This is a genomic window from Bacillus sp. FSL R7-0685, assembly GCF_038002425.1.
In the GTDB taxonomy this organism is placed as follows: Bacteria; Bacillota; Bacilli; order Bacillales; family Bacillaceae; genus Bacillus; species Bacillus subtilis.
This window is the reverse complement of record NZ_JBBOCN010000001.1, coordinates 1154574-1179229: the sequence shown is the minus strand read 5'-3', so window position 1 is coordinate 1179229 and position 24656 is coordinate 1154574. Positions and strand designations below refer to the sequence as shown.

The 24656-nt window shown below is 45.2% G+C and carries 30 protein-coding genes; 6 read left to right on the top strand and 24 right to left on the bottom strand.

Going from position 1 to position 24656, the window contains the following annotated elements:
• Window positions 1-12: 12 nt before the first annotated feature.
• Window positions 13-951, bottom strand: coding sequence for a beta-ketoacyl-ACP synthase III (gene fabH / locus MKY50_RS06160; protein ID WP_003232971.1), 939 nt, complete (start codon window positions 949-951; stop codon window positions 13-15).
• Between the two features lie 164 nt (window positions 952-1115).
• Between fabH and yjzB the strand changes: the two genes are divergently transcribed.
• Window positions 1116-1355 carry a spore coat protein YjzB gene (gene yjzB, locus MKY50_RS06155; RefSeq protein WP_003232972.1) on the top strand — a complete coding sequence of 80 codons (240 nt, stop codon included), beginning with the start codon at window positions 1116-1118 and terminating at the stop codon, window positions 1353-1355.
• Window positions 1356-1384: 29 nt separating this feature from the next.
• Here yjzB and comZ read toward each other — a convergent pair whose 3' ends face one another.
• The 4 genes from comZ to MKY50_RS06135 all read right to left on the bottom strand — a co-directional run bounded on the left by comZ (window position 1385) and on the right by MKY50_RS06135 (window position 4007).
• Complete coding sequence (gene comZ / locus MKY50_RS06150) at window positions 1385-1576, bottom strand: ComG operon transcriptional repressor ComZ (protein WP_003224559.1); 192 nt, start codon at window positions 1574-1576, stop codon at window positions 1385-1387.
• A 14-nt stretch (window positions 1577-1590) separates the two neighbouring features.
• Window positions 1591-2544, bottom strand: a complete 954-nt coding sequence (gene med, locus MKY50_RS06145) for a transcriptional regulator Med (protein WP_014476425.1) — start codon at window positions 2542-2544, stop codon at window positions 1591-1593.
• 89 nt (window positions 2545-2633) lie between these two features.
• Window positions 2634-3191 carry a hypothetical protein gene (locus MKY50_RS06140; RefSeq protein ID WP_089172508.1) on the bottom strand — a complete coding sequence of 186 codons (558 nt, stop codon included), beginning with the start codon at window positions 3189-3191 and terminating at the stop codon, window positions 2634-2636.
• 81 nt (window positions 3192-3272) lie between these two features.
• Entirely contained in the window at window positions 3273-4007 is a 735-nt protein-coding gene (locus tag MKY50_RS06135; protein WP_032721340.1) for a hypothetical protein, read from the bottom strand.
• Between the two features lie 248 nt (window positions 4008-4255).
• Between MKY50_RS06135 and MKY50_RS06130 the strand changes: the two genes are divergently transcribed.
• A complete protein-coding gene (locus MKY50_RS06130) occupies window positions 4256-4441 on the top strand; it encodes a YjzD family protein (RefSeq protein WP_029317607.1) in 186 nt (61 codons plus the stop codon).
• A 45-nt stretch (window positions 4442-4486) separates the two neighbouring features.
• Here MKY50_RS06130 and MKY50_RS06125 read toward each other — a convergent pair whose 3' ends face one another.
• From MKY50_RS06125 to MKY50_RS06065, 13 genes are all read right to left on the bottom strand, one after another.
• Window positions 4487-4666, bottom strand: coding sequence for a YjzC family protein (locus MKY50_RS06125; protein WP_003245356.1), 180 nt, complete (start codon window positions 4664-4666; stop codon window positions 4487-4489).
• A gap of 85 nt (window positions 4667-4751) precedes the next feature.
• A complete protein-coding gene (gene argF / locus MKY50_RS06120) occupies window positions 4752-5711 on the bottom strand; it encodes an ornithine carbamoyltransferase (protein WP_198878861.1) in 960 nt (319 codons plus the stop codon).
• The gene (locus tag MKY50_RS06115; RefSeq protein ID WP_213414411.1) at window positions 5699-8791 is read right to left on the bottom strand and encodes a carbamoyl phosphate synthase large subunit; all 3093 of its coding nucleotides are present in this window, start codon (window positions 8789-8791) and stop codon (window positions 5699-5701) included. The genes argF and MKY50_RS06115 overlap by 13 nt, the downstream gene beginning before the upstream one ends.
• Complete coding sequence (locus MKY50_RS06110; protein ID WP_341116324.1) at window positions 8784-9845, bottom strand: carbamoyl phosphate synthase small subunit; 1062 nt, start codon at window positions 9843-9845, stop codon at window positions 8784-8786. The genes MKY50_RS06115 and MKY50_RS06110 overlap by 8 nt, the downstream gene beginning before the upstream one ends.
• Before the next feature lie 70 nt (window positions 9846-9915).
• Entirely contained in the window at window positions 9916-11073 is a 1158-nt protein-coding gene (locus tag MKY50_RS06105) for an acetylornithine transaminase (protein WP_225721952.1), read from the bottom strand.
• Window positions 11070-11846, bottom strand: a complete 777-nt coding sequence (gene argB, locus MKY50_RS06100) for an acetylglutamate kinase (RefSeq protein WP_014476417.1) — start codon at window positions 11844-11846, stop codon at window positions 11070-11072. The genes MKY50_RS06105 and argB overlap by 4 nt, the downstream gene beginning before the upstream one ends.
• Window positions 11847-11859: 13 nt before the next feature.
• A complete protein-coding gene (gene argJ, locus MKY50_RS06095; RefSeq protein WP_341116321.1) occupies window positions 11860-13080 on the bottom strand; it encodes a bifunctional ornithine acetyltransferase/N-acetylglutamate synthase in 1221 nt (406 codons plus the stop codon).
• 19 nt (window positions 13081-13099) lie between these two features.
• Complete coding sequence (gene argC / locus MKY50_RS06090; protein ID WP_341116320.1) at window positions 13100-14137, bottom strand: N-acetyl-gamma-glutamyl-phosphate reductase; 1038 nt, start codon at window positions 14135-14137, stop codon at window positions 13100-13102.
• Window positions 14138-14342: 205 nt separating this feature from the next.
• Window positions 14343-14882, bottom strand: a complete 540-nt coding sequence (locus MKY50_RS06085; RefSeq protein WP_003232993.1) for an MFS transporter — start codon at window positions 14880-14882, stop codon at window positions 14343-14345.
• Window positions 14882-16312, bottom strand: coding sequence for an FAD-binding oxidoreductase (locus tag MKY50_RS06080; RefSeq protein WP_341116319.1), 1431 nt, complete (start codon window positions 16310-16312; stop codon window positions 14882-14884). Before MKY50_RS06080 ends, MKY50_RS06085 begins: the two co-directional genes overlap by 1 nt.
• A gap of 61 nt (window positions 16313-16373) precedes the next feature.
• On the bottom strand, window positions 16374-16544 hold the full coding sequence (locus tag MKY50_RS06075) for a YqaE/Pmp3 family membrane protein (RefSeq protein ID WP_003232996.1): 171 nt from the start codon (window positions 16542-16544) through the stop codon (window positions 16374-16376).
• A 64-nt stretch (window positions 16545-16608) separates the two neighbouring features.
• Window positions 16609-16917, bottom strand: coding sequence for a metal-sulfur cluster assembly factor (locus MKY50_RS06070; RefSeq protein WP_014479422.1), 309 nt, complete (start codon window positions 16915-16917; stop codon window positions 16609-16611).
• A 63-nt stretch (window positions 16918-16980) separates the two neighbouring features.
• The gene (locus MKY50_RS06065) at window positions 16981-17748 is read right to left on the bottom strand and encodes a prolyl oligopeptidase family serine peptidase (protein WP_341116318.1); all 768 of its coding nucleotides are present in this window, start codon (window positions 17746-17748) and stop codon (window positions 16981-16983) included.
• 119 nt (window positions 17749-17867) lie between these two features.
• On the opposite strand from MKY50_RS06065, the gene yitU reads away from it, so the two are divergent.
• From yitU to MKY50_RS06050, 3 genes are all read left to right on the top strand, one after another.
• Window positions 17868-18680, top strand: a complete 813-nt coding sequence (gene yitU / locus MKY50_RS06060) for a 5-amino-6-(5-phospho-D-ribitylamino)uracil phosphatase YitU (protein ID WP_019712363.1) — start codon at window positions 17868-17870, stop codon at window positions 18678-18680.
• A 103-nt stretch (window positions 18681-18783) separates the two neighbouring features.
• Entirely contained in the window at window positions 18784-18936 is a 153-nt protein-coding gene (locus tag MKY50_RS06055) for a hypothetical protein (protein WP_017695668.1), read from the top strand.
• Window positions 18937-19134, top strand: coding sequence for a DUF3813 domain-containing protein (locus MKY50_RS06050; protein ID WP_273796792.1), 198 nt, complete (start codon window positions 18937-18939; stop codon window positions 19132-19134). It abuts the gene before it with no gap.
• 30 nt (window positions 19135-19164) lie between these two features.
• Here MKY50_RS06050 and MKY50_RS06045 read toward each other — a convergent pair whose 3' ends face one another.
• Both MKY50_RS06045 and MKY50_RS06040 read right to left on the bottom strand, forming a co-directional pair.
• Window positions 19165-19620: a BsuPI-related putative proteinase inhibitor gene (locus MKY50_RS06045; protein WP_014479419.1), complete on the bottom strand. Its 456-nt coding sequence runs from the start codon at window positions 19618-19620 to the stop codon at window positions 19165-19167.
• A gap of 18 nt (window positions 19621-19638) precedes the next feature.
• The gene (locus MKY50_RS06040) at window positions 19639-20481 is read right to left on the bottom strand and encodes a YitT family protein (protein WP_003245017.1); all 843 of its coding nucleotides are present in this window, start codon (window positions 20479-20481) and stop codon (window positions 19639-19641) included.
• Between the two features lie 137 nt (window positions 20482-20618).
• On the opposite strand from MKY50_RS06040, the gene MKY50_RS06035 reads away from it, so the two are divergent.
• The gene (locus MKY50_RS06035) at window positions 20619-21470 is read left to right on the top strand and encodes a DegV family protein (RefSeq protein ID WP_128747026.1); all 852 of its coding nucleotides are present in this window, start codon (window positions 20619-20621) and stop codon (window positions 21468-21470) included.
• 46 nt (window positions 21471-21516) lie between these two features.
• Here MKY50_RS06035 and nprB read toward each other — a convergent pair whose 3' ends face one another.
• From nprB to MKY50_RS06015, 4 genes are all read right to left on the bottom strand, one after another.
• Window positions 21517-23133, bottom strand: coding sequence for a neutral protease NprB (gene nprB / locus MKY50_RS06030; RefSeq protein ID WP_129010187.1), 1617 nt, complete (start codon window positions 23131-23133; stop codon window positions 21517-21519).
• Between the two features lie 135 nt (window positions 23134-23268).
• Window positions 23269-23562, bottom strand: coding sequence for a DUF3784 domain-containing protein (locus tag MKY50_RS06025; protein WP_003233021.1), 294 nt, complete (start codon window positions 23560-23562; stop codon window positions 23269-23271).
• Between the two features lie 19 nt (window positions 23563-23581).
• On the bottom strand, window positions 23582-24169 hold the full coding sequence (locus MKY50_RS06020; RefSeq protein ID WP_341116317.1) for an HAAS signaling domain-containing protein: 588 nt from the start codon (window positions 24167-24169) through the stop codon (window positions 23582-23584).
• Window positions 24166-24513, bottom strand: coding sequence for a PadR family transcriptional regulator (locus tag MKY50_RS06015; RefSeq protein WP_003245674.1), 348 nt, complete (start codon window positions 24511-24513; stop codon window positions 24166-24168). The genes MKY50_RS06020 and MKY50_RS06015 overlap by 4 nt, the downstream gene beginning before the upstream one ends.
• Window positions 24514-24656 lie beyond the last annotated feature (143 nt).

Here is a 24656-nt window from a genome sequence, read left to right as displayed (position 1 = left end):
CCTCACCTTTTTTTATCGGCCCCAGCGGATTGCAATGGCGCCCCATGTTAGTCCTCCGCCGAACCCTACCATAACGACCACATCGCCGTCTTTGATTTTACCGGCTTCCAATTCTTCTACAAGAGAGATCGGAATGGATGCGGCAGAAGTATTTCCATATTTATGAACAGTTTTAGACATCTTTTCGACAGGAAGCTCTAAACGCTCGCGAGCAGCTTCCATGATGCGGATGTTCGCCTGATGCGGAATCAAAAAGTCGACATCCTCTTTTGAAAGTCCGGCTTTTTCAATGACATTTACGCATGATTCTCCCATTTGGCGGACTGCAAATTTGAAAACTTCTCGTCCATTCATGATTGTATGTCGTTTTTCATTCAGATACAAGTGCTGACCGCCTGTGCCGTCGGCTCCTAGTTCAAATGAAAGGATTCCTCTGTCATCACTGACTGGCCCGACTACCGCAGCGCCTGCTCCGTCTCCAAACAGAACGGCTGTATTGCGGTCTTCCCAGTCGGTAATGCTTGAGAGCTTCTCTACACCGACAACTAGAACATGCTTGTAGGTTCCGGATTCAATAAATTGTTTACCGGTTACAACCCCGTACATGAAGCCCGCACAAGCCGCGCTGATATCCATAGCACACGCTTTCTTCGCGCCGAGCTGTTCTTGAATCATACAAGAGACCGTAGGAAATGACTGATCAGGTGTAACAGTTGCAACCAAGATCATATCCAGATCCTCAGCAGCCACTTCAGCTTGTTCCAGCGCATTTTTCGCTGCTGCAACAGCCATATGTGATGAAAACACATCATCTGCTGCGATTCTTCTTTCTTCTATTCCTGTTCTTGTACGAATCCACTCGTCAGAAGTTTCAACCATTTTTTCAAGATCATGATTTGTTAAAACCTTCTCAGGAATGTAACGTCCAACACCAAGTATTCCAGCTTTCATAAGGGAAGACTCCTTTATATCTTAAATTTAGAAGATCAATCAGGTTGTGATCAATTATTAGTATCAGGTACTAATTCTATCCTATTTTTTTTCACATGGCAATATATTCGTCTAAACTATCAGTTCATCTTACTCATAGAGTATGGTATATGGAAAGGAGGCGTATGCAGTTGGATGTGTTTTCAAGAATGATGTTCGGCGATGCAGCAAAACCAACAGAAGAGAAGGAGGAGGAACAGCAAGAGGAAGTTTCTCAGGTTTCTCAGACAAACGACGAAGAGACGATTAATTACATGCATATTATGGACCAAATCGGTTCAATTATGAACTCTCTTGATCAAATCAAGCCCGCTTTAAAGGAGCTTGCGCCCATGCTCTCCGCTATTAAAAAGAAAATCATGTGAAAAGCCACTTTCAAAAAAGTGGCTTCTTCTTATTCTGTTTCAGATTTAGCGTCAGACTTGCCAAGCTCATAAGCTTCCGCCATTACCGTTGTAAATAGATTCATAAACGGCTGGATGGCCTCCATTGAGAGCTCAATGCCTGATTTCTCAAGCTGTTCTTTCGCTTCAGGGAGATATTTCATGGCAATTTGCAAGAATTCAAGTGATTTTTCGTGCTGCATGTGACGTCACTCCATTATTCGTTTTTTGGCAGCTCGCCTGTTTTGTTGTATGTTTTGATCAGCTTGGCGATTCTTTGCTGAAAGTCTTTGTCGACGAGCGGGCTGAATGTTCCCATCTCAACGACTCCCGTATTCAGGTCGTAGTAATGATCGCCGCCCTCAAGGGTGCCTTTATTAAATTGTTCAGCAATGATTTCATAGGCCTTGTCCACATTTTGCACCGTGCTGGTTAATACGGTATTCTCGCCCAGATCCGATTGATCTGTGACGTAACCAATGGCATAAAGACCGTCTTTTTTGATTTGCTGAATAACAGGAACATTATACCCGTCTCCGGCGGGATACACAACATCCGCGCCTTCGTTCTTCATTTTCTGATAAAGCTTTACTGCTGTTGTATCATCATCCCAATGATCCGTATATTTCGTATTTACCTCTATATCCGGATTTTCATACTTGGCCCCTTTGATAAAACCGTCAACCTCAGGCTGCCACGTAAAGGAGGCAATTACACCGACCTGATTCGTTTTCGACATATGGGCAGCAGTCATTCCTCCAAAAAAGCCCATTGCTTCCCCGCTAAAATGGACACTCGTTACATTATCAGCTTTCGCTTTCGCATTGGAAATGACGAATTCCATATCTGGATAATCTTCGCCGACCAAGTTAAACACCTCAGCATATTCACTCCCATGACCGTAGAGCAGATTGACGCCCCTCTTATGAAAATCCTCAATCGCATTTATGATATCTTCTTCTGTTTTAACGCCTTCTTTATAATAGACGTCCACATTGTATTTGGATTGTATATTCAGTAATCCTTTATACCCTTTTGTGCCCCATACGAGGTCATTAATCGTATCAGGAAAGAGCATGCCGACCTTCTCAATTTTTCCTTTGAACGGAGTTTGTCCACATCCACTCAATAAAAGGAGGACAGAAAAGATCATGACAAGCCTTGTGATCAAGTCATGTTCAACTCCTTTTGACAAGCTATAACATGTTTATTTTTATACGTTTATTGTATCTAGAAAACTCGAAACATGGAAGGTTTTTCTTAATATTTGTCGAAAATTGATGAAAATTGTCTTTTCCACTCGATAATTTTTGTTTTTGCTTCTTCTTTTGAGGTTTTTTCTGTGACTTGCAATTCAAAAAGCTGATCTTTGCTATGACGGCTTGGTTCTAACAGGAATCTCAGCAACTCGTCAGCCACGTCGTTTGTGTAATAGCCATTTTCCTCTGTTTCTTCTTTCCATGGCCCATACATTTTCGGCAGGATCACGGTTTTTTCCGAGCCTGTTTTTTCACGTTTTTCCCATTCTTTTCGGTCTTCTTCATATACTAAAATATAAGGAGAATCACATTGGTCTAAAGGCAAAAAACTTCCGAACTGGATACAAATTGTATCATACTTTTGATCTCCAATGTGCTCAAGCTGGCGAAAGAGTTCATTTCTCCCAAGCCACATGAGTCTTTCTTCTAAGTACATTTGTCTCATTTTATCTTCTGTTTCCGCCAGAACAACGTCAACATGTATGCCTTCATCCATCATTCGCTCACATAATGAAAGGCCGAAAAATTCGTCCGCACCTACAATCAGCGTTGATTCCATTGCATCTGCCGCCCTTCCGGTTTTTCATTTCCCAAAACAAAACAGCCTCCGCAAAAGAGAAGGCTGTTGTCATTATATTCGCTATAATTCTTTTTCATGACTATGAAAGAATTTGCAAATTGATGCATAAATTCTGCTTGGATGCTCAAATAAATGAAATGTCATGTCGACCGGTGAGCCTTGCTTTTGCTGCTTTTCCTTGAAAACTTCCGCATGTACACTGTAGGGATATGGAGCTCCGGTCATACGCTGCCATATATGAACCGGTACGCCGCTCGGGTAGCTTTGAATTGTTTTATAACGAAGCGCTTCCGCTTCTTTTTCAGAAATTCCGTAGCTTTTCGATACTTCTTTCAAAAATTGCTTATAGAAAAATTTATTTTCTTTTTCCGATTCATAATGTGCCTGAAGATCGAGACAAGGATTCAACATTGCGGCTGAGCGGATATGATCCGGGGAAAAACGAAGCAGTTCATCGGCCACTAGAGCACCCATGCCTTCTGCTAAAATATGAATCTTCGGATTGAGGATTTCCTGCTTCAGCACAGAATGTATCAGCTGTTTGGCATAGGTGACTGCTTTTTCCGCCCCCCAATGCCTTCCGAACAGATTGCTGTTAAAAAGAGTATATCCTTCATTCATCAACATGCTCAGAAGCTGATTTCTGCCATAATGCTGCTGCCAAAAGCTTGAATCATGTCCGACAAAGTGGGTTCTGTCCCCCAAGATAAAGATGCCGAAGCCGTTCGGGCGATAGGGCAGATGAATGACATTATGCTCCGTTCCCAGTTGAAAGTATCTTTCCGTTATTCCCATCGCTTGCCCGCCTCCTTTCACACTTCATCTCACGCTATCTTATGTAAATAGAAAAGAAACGAATAAGGTAAAGTCCTAGCCTTTTACATTTTTGGCTATTATACTGATTGACGTTTTATATTTTACCATTAAAGTGTGACGAATCAGACTCTTTTGTCACCTCACTTTCTGCTAAAATTGGATTCCCCCTTCGCTTTTTGTATGGTATGATAACTTTTAGAATAGAATGAGAAGGACGAGGTGGAAACGTGCGATATATTATTGCCTTTATTTGGACGTTCCTTTTATCACATATGGCATGCTACTTGGTTGCAAGCATGAACAGCGTTACGTATAATTTCAAAACATCATCTGTCATTGCTGTTGTACTGTATGTCTTAATCATTGTTTTAGCAGAAATCATGCCTATGAACAAAAATGCAAGCCAGCATTAAAAAGCCAAAAACCCAAAACATTTATTGTTTTGGGTTTTTTAGTGGTCACGGCTTTCTTTTGTAGGTCCACAGCCGGTTGTGGTTTGATGTTTCGGGGAACATTTCCCCTGCTGACAGATGGACCTTTTGAGGGTTTTTAACCATGCTCCCTGTCTCGCCGATTTCTACGTAGACACCGTTATTAGGCGCTTTCTGTCCGGGCCGGAATTGGTGCTGCTGTCCCACTGTTTTTCCTCCTTTTCCTTTTTGCTGTAGTATGCGCCTAAGCGGCTGTGAATATGTTGCCATCAAAAAAACTGCTGAGTTTGGCTCAGCAGTTTTTTGATGATTCCCCTTTATATAAAATAGCCTTCAGCAGTGCTTTTTGCACATGAAGACGGTTTTCCGCCTGCTGGAACACTGCAGAGTTCAGCCCGTCAATAATCTCCGCAGTCACTTCTTCCTCACGATGCGCAGGGAGACAATGTAAAAATGTATAGTCAGGCTTGGCATGGCTGACCAGCGACGCATTCACCTGATAAGGCGCAAAGACAGCAAGACGTTCTTGCTCTTCCGCTTCCTGCCCCATGCTTGTAAACACATCAGAATAAATCACGTCCGCGTCTTTTACAGCTTCAATCGGATCATCTGTCAGCGTGATAGAAGAGCCGGATTGAAGTGCGTATGTTTTTGCCGCTTCAGCTGCTTCATCTAACACTTCATATCCCTTTGGCGAAGCGATCGAGATATCACAGCCCATTTTCGCGCAGCCGATCATCAAGGAGTGCGCCACGTTATTTCCGTCACCGATGTATGCGACTTTTACGCCTTTAAGCTTCCCTTTTATCTCCTTAATCGTCAAGAGATCCGCCAGCGCCTGGCATGGGTGGTATTTATCGGTAAGTCCATTGATCACCGGAATGTCAGCTTCTTTGGCAAGTTCCTCCACCTTTTCATGTTCAAAGGTCCGGATCATGATGGCATCCACATAGCCTGACAGCACTTTTGCCGTATCAGCGACAGTCTCACCGCGCCCCAGCTGCAGATCTTTCTGGCTTAGAAAGAGGGCGTTCCCGCCCAGCTGCGCCATGCCCGCTTCAAATGAAACACGGGTCCGCGTTGATGATTTTTCAAAAATCATCGCCAAGGTTTTGCCATGGAATATAGGCTGAATTTTGTTTTGTTTCAGCTCACCGGCTTCTGCGAGCAAGGCGTTTATATCCTCTTCACTAAGGTCCTTTAACGTTAATAAATCTTTTCCGTATAAACTGGTTTGCGTCACTGTGTGCATGATGCCACTTCCTTTTTATAGAGGTCTTTGAGAGATACAGGCTGCGGATGGCCTGAACCGCTTTGTAAAAACGCCCGCACAGTTTCTTCTTCTGTAAAGACGGGGATGCCGTGCGTCATGGCTTCCAAACGTTCTTTGCGTGCTTCTTCAGAACCGCTCAGATTGATGTGGAGCGATTTTCCTTCCTGTTCCATCCATGAGGCAAATGTCCCTTCATGAATTGTAAAACCTGCGTTTTCTGCTAACTCCTTCACTTCTTCCGGAACGTTTTGCAAATAAATGCTTCCTTTTTGACTCCAGACTCTTGTATAGATTTTTTTCAAGGCGCTGTTAGAATCATATGCGACACACATGCCTTCTCCCGTTGATTTCATTTCCGGCCCAAGCTTGACATCCACATCCTGGATTGCATGAGAAGAAAAAACAGGGAACTTCACGGCAACTCCATGATGATTTTGAACTTCCGGATTTAGATCTTTTAAGGACGCTCCCGCCAGCAGTCGTGTGGCGAGCGGAATCATCGGAACGCCCATTACTTTGCTGACGACAGGCACCGTGCGGCTCGCTCTCGGATTCACTTCAAGAACGAGTATGTTTCCATTGTCGATCACAAATTGAATGTTCATGATGCCTTTAAATGAAAGTTTTCGGGCAATTTTTTGTGCCGCATCTTTCATGCCCTGCTGCAGCCCGCTCGTGATGGACGGTCCGGGAAGAATGGCAAAGCTGTCCCCTGAATGGACACCTGCCCGTTCAATATGCTCGGTATATGTCGGGATAAAGACATCCTCGCCGTCGGAAATCATATCAATTTCGACTTCCTTTCCAGACACATACTGATCAATCAAAATCGGGTATGGCATGCTGTCCTCATCATTCAGCAGCTGAGAAAGCTGGGCTTGCGAGTCAACAATGATCATGCCCATTCCGCCGATAACGTAAGATGGGCGGATTAACACCGGATAGCCGATCTCACTCGCTTTTGAAGCGGCTTCTTCTTTTGTATAAGCAATTTCTCCTTTTGCGTGCTTCAATCCCAGCTCGTCAAGAAGCTGATAAAATTGATCCCGATCCTCTAACACGTCGAGCGTTTGAAATGATGTGCCAAGAAGAGTAATGCCGGCTTTTTCGAGCGCTTCAGCAGCATTGATTGCAGTTTGGCCGCCGAATTGCACAATTGCAAAATCAATATTTTCCTGCTCCGCCACGTTTACAATATGCTCCGTTGTCATCGGTTCAAAATACAGGCGATCCGCAATTTCATAATCGGTGCTGACCGTTTCTGGGTTATTGTTAATCATGATGGTTTCGAACCCAAGCTCTTGCAGTGTCAGCACGCCGTGAACCGCACTGTAATCAAATTCAACGCCTTGGCCGATCCGAATCGGTCCTGATCCGATAATCAGCGCGCGTTTTTTCTCTTTGCGGCTGATATCTCCATCGGTCTCTCCGAAATATGTGGAGTAAAAATAGTTTGTTTTCGCATCAAACTCAGCCGCGCATGTATCGACAATTTTGAAGGAAGGTGTAATGCCCATCTCCTTGCGAAGCGCGCGCACCTCTTCCTCTGTTTTGCCGATCAATGAGGCAATCGTTGCGTCTGAGAACCCCTTTTCCTTTGCTTTTTTCAATAAGTCAAAAGAGAGATCGCCGCCCTCTTCCATCAGGCGGTTTTCCAATTTGATGATGTTGTTAAAGGTATATAGGAAAAACGGATCAATTTTTGTTTTCGCATGAATGTCATCAATCGAGACGCTGCGGCTCAACAGCTCCATGACAACGAAAAATCTGCGGTCATCCGGAGTGACTGCCAACTCCCATAGCGCATCAATTGACAAGCCGCTGAGCTCTGGAAGGTGTGTCCCGATATTTTTTAATTCAAGCGACGCGGCTGCCTTCTGTATTGCTGCTTCTAAATTCCGTTCAATCGCCATCACTTCACCGGTGGCTTTCATTTTTGTGCCAAGCTTGCGGTCTGCGTTTTTGAATTTATCAAACGGCCAGCGCGGAAATTTGACGATCACATAGTCCAGTGCCGGTTCAAAGCTTGCGTAAGTTGAGCCTGTGAGCGGATTTTTCAGCTCGTCAAGTGTGTATCCGACTGCCAGTTTCGCGGCCATCTTCGCAATCGGATAACCGGTCGCTTTAGATGCGAGAGCCGATGACCGGCTGACACGCGGATTCACTTCGATCACGTAATATTGCTTGCTGAAAGGATCAAGCGCGAATTGAATATTGCAGCCGCCTACGACATCAAGTGCTGAAATGATGGTCAGACTAGCCGTCCGCAGCATTTGATAGTCTTCATCTGTCAATGTTTGTGAAGGCGCCACAACGATAGAGTCACCTGTATGCACGCCGACCGGATCGATATTTTCCATGTTGCAGACGGTAATGCATGTGTTATTGCTGTCACGCATGACTTCATATTCAATCTCTTTAAAGCCGGCAATGCTTTTTTCGACAAGGCATTGATTGATCGGGCTTGCTAATAGCGCCTGTTTAATCATAGCTGTAAAGGCTTCTTTATCAGGGGCGATTCCTCCGCCCTTTCCGCCTAATGTGTAAGCCGGTCTGATAATAACAGGAAAACCGATGGATTCCGCAAAATGGAGGGCATCGGCCTCGTTATCAACAATTTCACTCTCCGGCACGGGCTGTTTTAATTCATTCATTAACGAACGGAATTTTTCCCGGTCTTCTCCTTTTTGTATCGTTTCAACGGATGTGCCGAGGAGTTTGACGCCGTGCTCTTTTAAAACACCCGTTTCTTCAAGCTCCACCGCTAAATTCAACGCGGTCTGACCGCCTAAATTGGCAAGAAGCCCATCAGGCCGTTCTTTCTTAATGATGGCTGTCAGGCTTTCTGCTGTCAGAGGCTCAAAATAAATTTCATCAGCGAAGGCTTCATCAGTCATAATTGTCGCCGGATTGCTGTTGACGAGAATGACCCGGTAGCCCTCCTCCTTCAGCGCGATGCACCCTTGAGTGCCTGAATAATCAAATTCTGCCGCCTGCCCGATGATGATCGGGCCTGAGCCGATTACTAATATGCTTGAAATACTGGTGTCTTTAGGCATGCGCGATTTCTCTCCTTGCTGGTATCACATTCTTTAGATAATCATCAAAAATCCATTCGCTTTCCGCAGGTCCGGGATGGGCTTCCGGGTGGAATTGAACACTCATGACAGGCAGTTTTTTATGGGCAAGCCCTTCAACTGACGTATCATTGACATGATGAAACCTGATCGTGAGCTCTTCTTCATTAATCGACTGTTCATCAACCACATAGCTGTGGTTTTGGCTTGTCATAAAGACCCGTTTCGTCTCACGGTCGATGACCGGATGATTAGCTCCCCTGTGTCCGAATGGCAGCTTAAAAGTATTCCCTCCGAACGCGAGCGCGATCAGCTGATGTCCGAGACAAATGCCGAGAGTCGGAAAGCGGCTGATGATGCTTTTGATCTTTCCTAAATATGGCTGGATTGCTTTCGGATCTCCAGGTCCGTTCGATAGCACAATGCCATCGGGTTTGATGTTGTATACGGCCTTCATTTGCTGGTATGGCACCACGGTAACCTTGCAGCCTCGTTTGACAAGTGATGATGCGATTGACTTTTTATAGCCAAAATCAATGAGAGCGATATGTTTATTCCCGTCGCCGAATGTGCTGATTTCCTGGGCGGAAGCCTGCTCTGCCACATTCTCTGGTTGAAGAGCAATCTCAGCTCCTTCTTTAGAGGCTGTGACTGTCGCACCCATCGTCCCGTTTGCCCGGATTTTCTTCACGACAGCCCTCGTATCAACATGGGTTAACAGCGGAATATTCCATTTCTGTAGATACTCCTTGAGGCTGTATACCGCTTCATAATGAGAAAAGTGATCACACGCCTCATAGACAACCGCGGCTTTTACTTGCGGTTTCTTGCTTTCAAAATCCTTTTCATTTATGCCGTAGTTGCCAATCAGCGGGTAGGTAAATACAATAATCTGTCCCTTATATGATGGATCTGTCAGCACTTCCTGGTAGCCTGTCATTCCTGTGAAAAAAACAGCTTCTCCCGTGCAGTTTTCATGACCGTCCAGCTCGCCGCTGAACGATGTCCCATCTTCTAACACTAAATAACCTTCCATCTAACAGCCCACCTCTTGATGAATAATTAATTATAAAAATGAATTTTTATGCCTTTATATCGAAAAAAAATCACTGGTTTACAGCGGAATGATGAGCGATTGCCTGTTTCAGCTTGCTGACGGCTTCTGCTATTTCATCCTTAGTCACGGTGAGCGGCGGCAGCAGCCGAATCACGTTCGGGCCGGCCGGCAATACAAGCAAGCCTAATGTCTGCAATTCAGCAATAATGTCAGCAACCGGGCCATCACACTCAATTCCAAGCATTAATCCTTTACCTCGGATTTGTTTAACAAAAGGGCTCTTTAGCTCTGCCTCAAGCTGTTCTTTTAAAAACGCCCCTTTGTCAGCAGCCTCTTGCAAAAAGTCAGGCTGGAATACAATTTGCAATGTGGCATTCACAGCAGCCATCGCCAGCATGTTTCCTCCGAAAGTCGTTCCGTGAGAACCAGGGGTAAACGCTTCTCCAAGCTGTTTCTTTCCGATGACAGCGCCGACCGGAAAGCCGTTTCCCAATCCTTTGGCGACTGTGATGATATCCGGTGAGAGTCCGAAGTGCTCATATGCGAAGCCTTTTCCCGTCCGTCCGATGCCGGTCTGGATTTCATCAATGATGAGAAGGGCTTGCTTTTCCTTGCAAAACGACTGTACGGCTGATAAAAATTCAGCACTCGCCGGATTGACTCCTCCTTCTCCCTGCACTGTTTCAAGCATCACCGCGGCAATATCGCCTTCCTCCCCAAGAGCTTTAAAAGCAGAAGGATCATTGTATGGCAGATAGTGAAAGCCTTCAAGCATCGGGCCGAAGCCTGTTTTGATTTTATCCTGTCCGGTCGCAGCCATCCCTGCATACGTGCGGCCATGGAACGACTGAAGAAAAGTGATGATTTTTGTTTTTCCAGTTGCTTTTCGGGCAAGCTTTATCGCACCTTCATTCGCCTCCGCGCCGCTGTTGCAGAAAAAGACAAGATCTCCTGCACTATGCGCTGCCAGCTTCTGCGCCGCTTGCTCTTGGAGACTGTTTTGAAACAGGTTTGATACGTGCCATACGCTGTCAAGCTGTTTTTTGACTGCCTCTGTCACCGCTTCATGGCAGTGTCCTAGATTTGATACCGCAATCCCCTGAATGAAATCAAGGTACATTTTGCCGTTTTGATCCTCAACGTACGTTCCCTTTGCTTTTTTGATGTCAATATCCCAACGGCCGTAGGTTTGAAACAAGCTGCTCATGAAACAGCCTCCTTTGCTTTGACGATTTTTGTCCCCTGAAAGGTTTGTTCTGCGAAGAATGAACCTTTTCCGTTTACGATCATGACTTCAGACACCTGATCTGATAAAGCTGACAAGGCTGAATTGACCTTCGGGATCATCCCTCCGGTGATCACTTCCTGCTTGATCAGCATCTGAATCTCCTTAGGGGTCAGGACGTCCAGACGTTGCTTTTCCTTCATGATTCCATCGACATCCGTGACGAACATCAGCTTATCGGCTTCAAGCGCTCCGGCGACTGCTGAAGCAGCCAGATCAGCATTTACATTCAGCGTTTTGCAGTCGCTTGTCATAGACAGCGGCGCAATAACGGGGATGATGCCATTTTCCATCAGCGCGTTCACCATGGACGCATCGACTTTTTTGATTTCTCCCACTTCTCCGTATGTTTCCGGATCTAGATAATCAGCCTCCAAAAGACCTCCATCCTTACCAGAAATGCCTGCGGCTCGCAGTCCGTGTTTGGCAAGCTCAGCAACGAAAAATTTATTGACAGAACCGGATAAAACCATTTCCGCCACTTCCAGCACCGGCTTCGTTGTTTTCCTCTGTCCGCCCGAAAACTCTGTCTTGATATTTAACCGTTTCAGCATATTTGTGATTTCCGGTCCCCCGCCATGTACGATCGCCAGCTTCCAGCCTGACGCCATCAGCTCTTTCAGATTTTGAAAAAATTCTTCCGACAGCTCACGGATTACACTTCCCCCGCATTTAAAAACGATTGTCTTCTTCATTTCGCTCCCCTTATTACGTGCGATAGCTCGCGTTAATTTTGATATAGTCATAGGTCAGGTCACAGCCCCACGCTCTCCCGTTTCCGTCCCCTTCATCCATCTTGATGACAATGGTGATTTCATCTCCTTCAAGGTATTCCTTGGCGAGAGATTCAGAGAATGGCTGAGGTTCGTTATTCTTAAACAGGCATTGGCCGCCAAGATAAACCTCTACTTCTTCTGCCGTCACCTGTGCTGCGGAGTGTCCGATGGCTCCGATGATCCGCCCCCAGTTGGCATCTGTTCCGTATACTGCCGTTTTTACAAGATTTGATCCGACAATCTTTTTGGCAATGACGTTTGCATCAAGATTGTTTTTCGCTCCCTGTACTTGGGCTTCAATTAGTTTTGTCGCGCCCTCTCCGTCTCTGGCAATCTCTTTAGCCAGATCCTCACAAGTGAGCATGAGCGCTTTTTTAAAGACCGGCCAGTCTGGATGGTCTTCTGTCAGGCACTCGTTTTCGGCGCAGCCATTCGCCATAACTAATACCATATCGTTCGTGGATGTTTCTCCGTCAACTGTGATTTGGTTAAATGAAACGTCAGTGATTTCCCGAAGCGCCTTTTGCAGCGCTTTTTCTTCAATTGCCGCGTCAGTTGTCACAAATCCCAGCATCGTGGCCATGTTCGGATGTATCATCCCTGAGCCTTTGGCCGCTCCGCCGATCGTGACTGTTTTGCCGCCAATTGTCAGCTCATAGCACGTCTGCTTGATCACCGTATCAGTTGTTAAAATCGCTTCCTCAAAATCGCCTGATCCCGCAGGTGTTTCTTTCAGCAGCTCGATCCCCGTGTGGATTTTTTCCATGTCTAAATGCTCGCCGATGACACCCGTTGATGAAACAGCGACAAGCTCCGGCTCAATGCCAAGCTGTGAAGCAAAGCTCTCCCGCATTGTGTATGCGTCCTTTAGACCTTGTTCTCCCGTGCAGGCATTGGCAATGGCACTGTTGACGATGACGGCTTTCAGTGTCGGTCCGTGCTTTAAGCTGTCTTGTGTCACTTTGATCGGAGCAGCCTGAAAGTGGCTTTGGGTATAAACTGCTGCACTCACAGCCGGTGTCTCGCTGATAATGACACCGAGGTCTTTTTTCGAGTAGCGCAGCCCGCAATGCACACCCTTTGCCTGAAACCCTTTTGGCGAGGATACATCCCCTGTTACTTTTACAATTTGATCTTCACTTAACTGAATCATAGTTCGATTCTCTCCCGTTCTATGGATAAATTGGCGTGATGGTGAGTCCAGTTTCTTCATTCCAGCCATTCATCAAATTAAAGTTTTGCACTGCCTGACCGGCGGCACCCTTCATTAAATTATCGATTACCGAGACGATCGTGACTCTGTTCGTTCTCTCATCGAGGGTCACGGCGATATCACAGAAATTGCTGCCGTACACTTCTTTCGTTTGCGGGTACTGACCTTTTGGCCTCACTCTCACAAAATATGAATCTTGGTAAAATTCCGAATATAAATCATGCAGGTCATCTGCTGATAGATCACAGGTTAATCTGGTATACATCGTCGCCATGATGCCCCTTGTCATCGGAACCAAGTGAGCCGAAAATGTAATGGGCCCGAGGCCTGGCTGCCATTCATTCAGCGCCTGCTCAATTTCCGGCGTATGCTGATGTTCATTGACTTTGTAAATTTTAAAATTGTCGTTCAGCTCAGAAAAATGGGTTCCCATGGATGCTTTTCTTCCCGCTCCGGAAACACCCGTCTTCGCGTCAACGATAACGAAAGATTCATCGAGCAGTTTCTTTTGAGCCAATGGCGCGAGGCCAAGCAAAACAGCTGTTGGAAAACAGCCTGGATTGGCAATGAGTTTCGCCTGTTGAATTTGCAGTTGATTCAGTTCTGCCAGACCGTATACCGCCTCTTGAATCACCGCCTTCGGTGCCGCTGTCCGTTTATACCATTTTTCATATTCAGCCGGTTCTTGTATCCTCAGATCACCTGACAGATCAATAACCGGAATTCCCGCGTCTGCCAGCTTTGGAGTCAATTCACTTGATACTCCGGGCGGCGCAGCGAGAAACATGATATCTATTTCGTGTTTGATCGTATTCATATCAATCGGCTTCAGCTTCTGATCCGCTAAGCCGGTAAGATGAGGATAACCCTCGCTATAGACATTCCCTTCTCCGCTGGATGAATAAAGTATGCATTCCTCTGCATGAGGATGATGCGAAAGAATCCTGACAAGTTCGGTGCCTCCATATCCTGTAGCACCTACAATTCCTATTTTCAAAACAAGTTCACCCTCTTGGTCTTTGTGAAATTATTTAACATTATAACATGAATAAAAATTAATTCAATCGTATATTTAATATTTTTATTCATTTATAAATTTTCTGTTCAATGGAAATTCCGCTCAAAAAAATCAGCACGACTCCAGCACAAAAACGTTGATGCGGCGCCGCATTTCAGCCGCATAAAAAAACAGGCTGACCGCGTCAGCCTGTTTTCATCATCATCAATCCACTCAAAAAATATAGAATAGAGCTTGCATAAAAAATCATTTGCACTGTAAAAAAGTCAGCGAGAAAGCCCCCGAGCATAATGGCTGCTGCTGAAAAGACAGCTGTCCAAAAATGGTAATTTCCAATCTTCTTTCCACGCTCTCCGCTGTCTGTAAAATTAGCGATCAGCACTTTTTCTCCATGCTTTTGCATCGCTCCAAAGAGCCCTAACAGCACTTGGACGATATACACTTGAACGACGCTTCCGATATGCGGGACATATAAAAGCAGAACAGCCATCCCCCACGAGTTCAGAAGCAGAAAATAACGGCTGTCAAACCTTTCAGACAGCCGTCCGAGGAGCGGGTAAATGAGCGCTCCGCTCAACCCGAACAATCCGTAGGAAAAACCGAACTGTGTGTAGCTTGAGCCGATATTTTTCACAAACAGAATATAAAACGGAAAGATTAAGCTGCTTGCGAAAAACACGCTGCTTTGTGATAATGTCAGCCATTTTAATTTGTTTTTCCCCATTATTTATACCTCTGATAAAAGTAATTCATAAAGCGCTCATCCGGGTCATAGGTTCGTTTTTTCTGAAAAAACGCTTCACTTTTCGGATATGCCTGTCTCATTTGCTCTTTTGTCTGGTAGGTCATATAAGGCAGATAATAGCTGCCGCCGTGCTTGATGGCAACGTCTGTCATGCGCCTGATGATTCGGGCAGTATCTGCCTGGTCTTCTTTTGAAAAGCCCTCGTTTATTAATAGCACGAGCGAAAACATATCGTCCTTCGCATAGGAAAGGTCGGCCTTTTCATTTTTCTGCACGTAGCGGATCGTAATGTTCAGCAGGTTCAGATCTTCGTCCGACAGCGTTTGTCTCAGGTCATCAATATAGGACCCATACTCCTTCACGGGCACAAAGTATTCTTGCAAAACATCTGTGTTGTCATTGTTTTCATACTCAAGAAACTTTGATTCGGACCGCATGACGTTATTGCGTGAAATCTCTGTGCCGTTTTGGCTCAGGAAATAGGATTGCTGTGTGTCCCACAGCCAATTCCTGCCCCATTCATACTGTCTTGACAAACCGAGTGCAAACTTTGTGGCTCCCGTATACTCATCTTCTTTGAGATCGCTGTATGATGGCAGTTGATCCTGATGATCAGCCAATACGTAATTTGTGACATACATGTCTTTCAGAAATCCTTTTTTCACTGTTGAAATTCGCGCCAGATGCATTCGGACATCTGGATTTCCTTTTACATGCTTTGAAAAATAGTCTGAGTATGTGCTGTAATTCATTTTTTCTGTCTTCATGACATACAGCTCATCATCTGTCAGCTCAAGCGTTACATCAAGAATCACGCCAAAAAGGCCGTACCCTCCGATGACCGCCGTAAACAAATCATCTTTTGGAGTGACAGTGATAATCGTCCCGTCAGCTTTTAAAAGCCGGAATGATTTGACTGTATCAATTAGCGAGCCGTAGCGAATATCACGTCCGTGTGCATTTGCGCTGAGAGATCCGCCGATTGTAAAAATGTTTTGTGACTGCATGACTTTTACCGCGAGTCCGTATGGATTCACGTATTTCTGGATATCATTCCACGTTGCACCGCTTTGCACCCTGATGGTTTTCTTCTCTTGATCGAGTGACAGGATTTTGTTGTAGCCCGTCATGTCGAGAACGATGCCGTCCTCATAATATGTATGGCCGCCCATGGAGTGCTGGGCCCCGGCGATTGAAATTTTTATGTTTTTTCGATTTGCCTCTTTGACTGTGTCAATGAGCGTTTCCTCTTCCTGCCCTTTCACTGTCTGCTTTATTTTTACAGGCATCAGGCGGCTGACATCCGTCATCTCGCTTGTGTCTGTTTTTTGCTCTGAGTTCACAGAGTACGCAAACAGGGCCGCATACGCGCCAGTACAAAGCGCGAATGCAAGCAATTTCTTTTTCATAGTGCTCTCCCTGCTGTTTTTTATGACCATTATACCATGACTGCGTCCTCATTTTTCCAAATTATCTTCTTGCCCGTTTTTCGGCACGGCGGTCGGCGACGATAAAGCAGGCATGAATCGCGCCCGGCAGCCAAAAGATACAGGTCAATATGAGATTCAGCAAGGCCTGAAACGGTTTTCCCGAAAACAAAACAGCAAGCGGCGGGCATAAAACTGCCAGCAGGTACATCATTTCCTTTCACTCCTTTCAGCTGTAAAAAAGGACAGCCTCACATGTCAGGCTGTCCTCTTTTGTTTTATTGAATGCCAAGCGCAATTTTTGCGTATCTGGACATTTTATCCCTAGTCCAAGGCGGATTCCATACAATGTGAACCTCTGTGTCTTTCACTTCAGGAAGGTCCGCTAATGCTTTTTTCACCTCATCCACGATAATCGGCGCTAAAGGGCATCCCATTGATGTTAGCGTCATCGTCACGTGCGTCAAGCCGTCTTCATCCATATCAACGTCATATACCAAGCCGAGGTTCACGATATCAACGCCAAGCTCAGGATCGACAACCTGTTCCAGGGCGCCCATGATGTTTTCTTTTAATGCTTCTTCCACGTTCCCTCACTCCTTTTTTCTACAGTATAACGTAAATTCAGCTCTTGTTAATAACTTAGTGCTTTATAAGTACGTTTCAAACCATTCAATCGTTTTTAACACAGCTGCCCGCGGGACTTTATGGTCAGCGTTTTCATCTCCGATAAATTGCAGGCGTTCCGGCTGCTCGCTGTAATGGGATTTGATCGTGTCATAAAATTTCCGGGTCGGCGCGTAAGGCACGACCTTATCTTTTGCACCGTGCCAAAATAAAAGCGGGCGCTGTTGCAGTTTCTCCGGCTGAAGGCTGAGATCCCGCAATTCGAGACGTTTCATCAGCTCCTGTACCTTCTCTTCCGGCACATTGATTTCAATGCCCTGAGATTGAATATGGTCAATCTGCTGCTGAAACAGCTCCACGTAATTGGGGCTTCCCATCAGGCTGACGCCGGCTTTTATCCAATCATATGCAGTCAAAGCGCCAAGCGTTGTGATGCCGCCCATTGACGTGCCTGCGAGACCGATGCGGCCGCCGTCTATCAGGCCCTCTTTTTCAAAATGGTTTTTAAGTACGCCGATCTCTTCAATCTCGTTTAGGACGATATCCCAAAAATGCCCCGCCAGCTCTTCGACAGCCATTTCTTCTCCCCGTTCCCCATGGTGCAGAGCCTCCGGCAGAACGGCTCTAAAACCCTTCTCCGCAAGCAGGTAAGCAATATGAAGGTTGTGTTCCTTCGCGCTTGTAAAACCATGGATAAAGATCACGAGAGGAACAGCGCGGTGCCTGTTCTCTTCCTTTACAATATGTAAAAACGGAATACCGGAAACGGTTTGATTCTCAATTTGTATCACAATGTGCCCTCCTTAGGATAACCATAATCATAAGTGTAACATGTAGACAATAAAGATGGTAAAAAGCTACACTGTAAGTAAGGCCAAACAAGCAAAATCTAAGGTTAAAGGAGCTTTTCATGGAGACAAAACCCTATTTAATCGCATTAGATTTAGATGGAACATTATTAAAGGATGATAAAACCATATCTGAAAACACCCTTCAGACGATACAGCGCCTAAAAGATGACGGGCATTATGTCTGCATCTCAACAGGCCGTCCGTATCGTTCAAGTTCCATGTACTACCAGCAGATGGAGCTGACTACGCCAATTGTCAATTTTAACGGAGCATTTGTCCATCACCCGCAAGACGACAGCTGGGGACGGTATCATACGTCACTGCCGCTTGATGTTGTCAAACAGCTCGTGGATATCAGCGAAAGCTACAACGTACATAACGTGCTTGCTGAAGTGATTGACGACGTATACTTTCATTACCATGATGAGCACCTGATAGATGCCTTTAATATGAACACAACAAATGTAACGGTCGGAGACTTGCGGGAAAATCTTGGTGAAGATGTGACGTCTGTACTCATACATGCAAAAGAAGAGGATGTGCCGGCAATACGCTCATATTTATCGGATGTGCATGCCGAGGTAATCGACCATAGAAGATGGGCCGCACCGTGGCATGTCATTGAAATTATCAAAAGCGGCATGAATAAAGCGGTCGGCCTGCAGAAAATCAGCGATTATTACGGCGTGCCGAGGGAGCGGATCATTGCTTTCGGGGATGAGGATAACGATTTGGAAATGCTTGAATTTGCAGGCTGCGGCGTTGCAATGGGAAATGGAATTGACGCGGTCAAGCAGATTGCCAACCGAACAACGGCTACAAATGAAGAGGACGGCGTTGCAAGATTTTTGAAAGAATATTTCTCATTTTAAAGAAGGTCCGTATTAATTTTTCCCACTCATAAACCTTACTTTGCCCCACCATACTATTGAAGACGACTCAGCTCGTCAAAGTATGGAAGGGGGCAGTCTCAAAATGGGTAAACGAAGCAAATCCAGAAGGTTTATTCAGCAGGGTAAAGACTCCATCGGGCTACACGCCGCAAGATTTCCATATCGGTCTACTTTAGAAGAAGCTCACCAGCATGCCGCGGCACGAGACTCGGCCGAAAGCCAGGTTGAATATTAAATGAGGAATGAACTGTTTCAGCAGGCAAAATCATTTGTTCAACAGGCGGTCATGGTGACAAACGGCTTTGAGAAAGGCGATCAGGAGCAAGCGATTCTGAGAGCCAAAAATGCTGTATCTTCTGCGTATGCCAATTCGACAGATGCGGAACGTCGACAGCTCCATCAATTTCAAAATCAGCTGGACAAACTGCAATAAAAAAAGGCTATGGCGACTCGCCATAGCCTCTTATTTGACTTCAAACTGCTGAACAGCCTGAACCTGCTTGAGATTTTCCGCCCTGCCCTTAAATGTCACCTTTACCTCATAGGTTCCGGGCTCTGGGACTTCCTTCCACACATCAGAGAAATCATATGTTTCTCCAGATTCAAGCGTCAGGTTTTGAAAAGCCTGCGTAAACATTTTGTCTTTCGAATAACGGTATCTTTCTTTGTGCTCAGAATCATACACGACAAGTTCAAATTTTTGCCCTGTGCTGAATTGAAACTCAATAGCACGTTCACTTTGGTTCTTCAGCGACATGTTAAACTTGATTTGTTCAGGCTCCTGAATTGCGTCAATAGATAAAACAACCTCTTGATTCTCCATTCCGCCTGATACCTCCTTATCGGGTTCTGTCTGCTCATCTTTCCCGCAGCCTATCAAAAGCAGCACGGGGAGGAGCATCACAAGCAGCCGTTTCACGACTTCCACCTGCTTTCGTCAGTCTTTTCTAAAGAAACCAAAAATCCCTGTCGTTTGAACAATGTTCGTAAATGCTTTCGGATCAACTTCTTTGACGATCTTTTCTAAATCGTACAGTTCATACCTCGTGATGACGATAATCATCATTTCTTTCTGTTCGTTCGTAAAAGCTCCTTTTGCCGGAACAGTTGTGATGCCGCGCACCATTTTTCCGTAAATGGCTTCCTTGATTTCGTCCGCCTTTTTCGTCACGATCATTGCCGTGAGCTTCATGTGGCGAGTGTGAATGGCGTCGATCACCCTTGTTGTCACATACAGCGTAACCAGGGTATATAATGCTTTCTCCCAACCTTGCAATAATCCTGCCGTCAAGATGATAATCCCGTTCAGAATGAAGAAATACGTGCCGACGGGTTTATCCTTCCACTTTGCAAGCACCATGGCGACGATATCAAGCCCGCCTGTCGAAGCTCCGTATTTTAATGTTAAGCCGATACCGACTGCGGAAATGACGCCGCCGAACACCGCGTTCAGCAAAATGTCATGTGACAGGCTTGTTTCCGGCAGGATCCCCATAAACAGAGTAGTGAGTGCGACACTTAAAATGCTGTACACTGTAAACGATTTGCCGACCTTCAGCCATCCTAAAATACCGACCGGAATGTTTAAGAGGAACAAGAGCGTTCCCGTCGATATGTAAAAGGGGGCATATTGATCAACGACGCTTGATAAAAGCTGGGCAACACCTGTAAATCCGCTGGCATATACATCTGCAGGTATCAAAAATAAGTTCAGCCCGGCAGCATTGAGTAAAGCGCCGATGATGACAATGAGTAATTTTTTTGTTTGATCTAGTACCATGGCATGTTCCTCCGCTCTTTCTTCTTTATTATGTTTTCCCTTAAAACAAATATTTGAACACGATTTTGGCAAATTAATATGATATAGTTGGCTTAACTCTCATGATAACGAGCGATAACGGAAAGAAGGGAAGCAATATGACAGTTCATCTCATCGCTGACAGCGCCACTGATTTGCCTCGTTCTTATTTTGAAGAAAAAGGCATTGGCTTTATTCCGCTCAGGGTTTCTCTCGGCGATAAAGAATTCGAAGATGCAGTCACAATTCATGCGGATCAAATATTTGAAGCGATGCAAAATGGAGAAACGCCTAAGACGTCCCAAGCCTCACCGCAAACGATTAAAAATGTGTTTTTGCAATATGCCGAAACAGGTGATCCCGCTCTTTACATTGCCTTTTCCTCAGGTCTCTCCGGCACGTATCAGACAGCTGTAATGATCGCCAATGAAGTGAAGGAGGAATTCCCCGATTTCGATTTGCGGGTCATTGATTCCAAATGCGCTTCATTAGGATACGGTCTGGCTGTCCAGCATGCTGCCGATCTCTGTATCAACGGGAATACAATACAAGAAATTGAAACGTCTGTAAAGAACTTTTGCAGCCAGCTTGAACACATTTTTACCGTTGATGATTTAACATATCTCGCGAGGGGCGGCCGGATATCCAAAACGTCCGCTTTTGTCGGCGGCCTGTTGAATATTAAACCGCTGCTTCAGATGGAGGACGGCAAGCTTGTGCCTCTGGAAAAAATTCGCGGACAGAAGAAACTTTTCAAACGGATCATCGAGCTTATGAAAGAGCGGGGGGATGATTGGAGCAATCAAACCGTCGGGATCAGCTACGCCGCGAACAAAGAAAAAGCCACGGACATGAAACACCTGATTGAGGAAGCGTTCAAGCCGAAAGAAATCATTATGCATCCAATCAGTTCAGCAATCGGCTCGCATGCCGGTCCAGGTACATTGGCGATATTCTTTTTAAGAAAATGAGCAAACAAAAACAGTCAGACTCTGTGTCCTGACTGTTTTTGTTTGCTCATAGAATGCCGACAGCCTCATACGCCTTTTCGACTGAAGCTGATTGCTTCGAGCCTTCACCGTATAAATCATTGGCAGCTTCAATCGCCGCTTGCTTCATCATGCTGAAATCTGTAGATGCCGTTACATAATATGTTAAAGCCCGATAGTAAATTTGTTCACTTGCTTCACGCCCAATCCCTTCAACCTGTACACCGTGGTGCACGCCTCCTTGTGCAAGAAGATAAGCTGCTTTATTGTGAATGGACGAATTGATATGGACTCCGCCATAATCCTCTGTTCCTGTGTAGCGGTTCGAGTAATGATCTGGATTTCCCTGCTTAGATGGGTCCTCCAATGACCGCAATGAATCTCCTGCAATATCAGGAGTATAGACATCTTCGCCGATCTCCCAATCATCACGGTCAGCCATCACGCCCATAATGTCAGAAATGGACTCATTTAATGCACCGGGTTCTCCTTGATATAAAAGACCGGCGGAATACTGTGTGACTGCGTGTGTGATTTCATGCGCGACAATGTCGAGCGATCCAGACAGCGGCTTAAATTTCGAACCGTCTCCATCCCCGTATACCATCTGGACACCGTTCCACGCAGCATTGTTCCATTGTTTGCCGACATGCACGGTAGACGTAATCCTTGCTCCGTTTTGATCAAAAGAATCACGGCCAAATGTCTTGCTGTAATAATCGTAAACGGCTTGCGCATTTGCGTGTGCGTCTACAGCCGCAGGTTCATTAAATACGGACGTGCCGCTGACTATTTCTTTGCCCGTATACCCAATCAGTTGAGACAAAAGCGTAAACAAGGTTTCGTTCAGGTTCTTCGCGTCAAATGTATTGATCCCTTTTCCCCTTGTTTCGTCAGCCAAATAAAAGCGCCCATTTTGTTCTGTGACGTCAAAGCTTTTTTCATCACCTGACACGCCGATTCCTGTACCTGCCGCTTCATGAATGGCATTAAAGGACTCGATGACCTTTCCGTTTTTGGCATCGATGAAATAATGCCAATAGCCAGGCTCAGGTTCAGATGTCGAGAGTCTCACAAGGTAGGCGAGATCATATTCACCGTCGTGTGGATAGATATATAATTCGCCTTTTGGTTCCCCATCAAGATATTCGATTTTTCCAATGGAAGCCTCGAGCTCACGCCTTGCTGTATGTATTGCTTTTTTCTCAGAAATAGACGGTGTGACGGAGACGTCCTTGATTTGCGGATGCACCTTTCCAAAGAAACTTTTCACTTGTTTGTTTTCCTTCATCGCGACCGCTTGTTCAAAGCCGTAAATCGGAATTCCTTTGTAAACCTCCGTTAATTTAAAAAACGTTTGTTTTGTCTTTGGATCCTTTATGGTTTTCGAAACGCGAAAATGGCTGTTCGCATTCCCTTTGAGCTTAAACTGCGTTTGATGCTTGTCAAGATAGGAAAATAGCGATTCTTTCTGGGTTGTGTTTTGTACCGGCTTCTGCGATGACTTTTCGATGATGTATGAAGGGGTTTGATACGTATGGTCGTATTCGATGCTTTCTTCAGCTGAGGCATGTGTTACAAAAACCATTTGGGCCGCTGTGCATAAGCCGGCCAGTAATAGAGATGTCTTGGTCAAGTTGCGCAAAACACCACATCCTTCCTATTTTGGAATCTACCATTTTTCTTCATCCTATCAAAAATACAAAAACTTGTATGTGGTGCTTCGTTCTTATTTTCCCAAAAAAGAAGGGCAGAGATATTTCGCTCTGCCCTTCTTTTTCTACTCTACTAATTTTTTATTGACATAAATAATAACCCCTGCTCCATATGCCAGTATAAGCGGAGGTATGAGCTGCTCCTGACCTTGAAATGAGATAAAACTATTCAGCAATATGAACAAACCGGAATTCAAGAAAAAGTAGCCTGCTATTCTGGCCAGCCGGTCTTTATCCCGTATACGCGCCTCGTTAAACCCAGCCAGCATCCAGGTTTGTTTTTTGATTCCGACAAAATAGGCAACCACAAAGAATAAAAGCGCGATGACAATTAATAGATAATTGATGCTGATTTCCATCTTACAGCCTCCTACAAGATTACTTGATGTTAAGAAAAAGAAAAAAAGCGGCGCAGCTTACTGCAATCAGCAGCAGGACGACAAGCGCATTGAGGAACGGGCTCAAAAAAAGCAGCACTGCTAAAAACAGCAGATAAACCGCACCGACTCGCGAAATCTTGACAATCTCCTTTTGAGAGCGCATTTTGTTTTTTCTGACACCTGCAAACATCATCAATTTTTTCCGCTTCCATACATATCCGGCGAGCACCATTAAATAAACAGCCAGCGGCAGATGTCTGAAGTCGGACGGCAGCAGCGGCAGGGCGATAATCGTGACAATGAGAAGGACCGAAAGCCAGCTTTTGCCCAATAAAGACCTCCTCCTTTTCGTCTCTCCCCCATCACCCATCATCAATTCGGCAAGCTCCTTCGGATGAGAAAATTCAGATTCAACAGCTTCCTGCAGTTCCTCTTCACTAAGGCCGGCTTTGATTCTGTCTTGAACGAAAGCGGTGATATGCCCCTTTAATTCGTCGATAGCGTTTTCTCTCTCTACATCAGGCATATTCGCCAGCTCTGCATTTAGTTCCTCCATGTATCGGTCAATGATAAGCTGTCCATTCATAGCAAATCCCCCGATAAAGACAGTAAGGCTTGATGGGTTTCCAGGTATTTCTCCAGCCGTTCTTTTAACATTTCTTCTCCTTTTTGCGTCATTTTGTAATACTTTCTTTTCGGGCCGTCCAGTGAATCTTCCCAAAAAAATTCGATCCATCCCTTCTCGGTCATACGTTTCAAAATCGGATAAATCGCTCCCTCTGAAATAGCCAGCGCCGAGGTGGTTTTTAAGGATGACGTCAGCTCATAACCGTACATCGGTTTAGAACGCAGTAGGGATAGGATGGCCAGCTCGAAAATCCCTTTTCGAAATTGAACAATCCAGCGGTCATTAACTTGATTCGTTTTCATGGTTTAAATATATCGAAAAAACTACTATATATCAATCACATATAGCAGTGTAAAATGTCCTGTTTTTTTCTTTTAACAAAAATGGGATTTCTCATACTTTTTAACCTTTTTATTACATAAATGTTTTTATATTATGAAAAGTG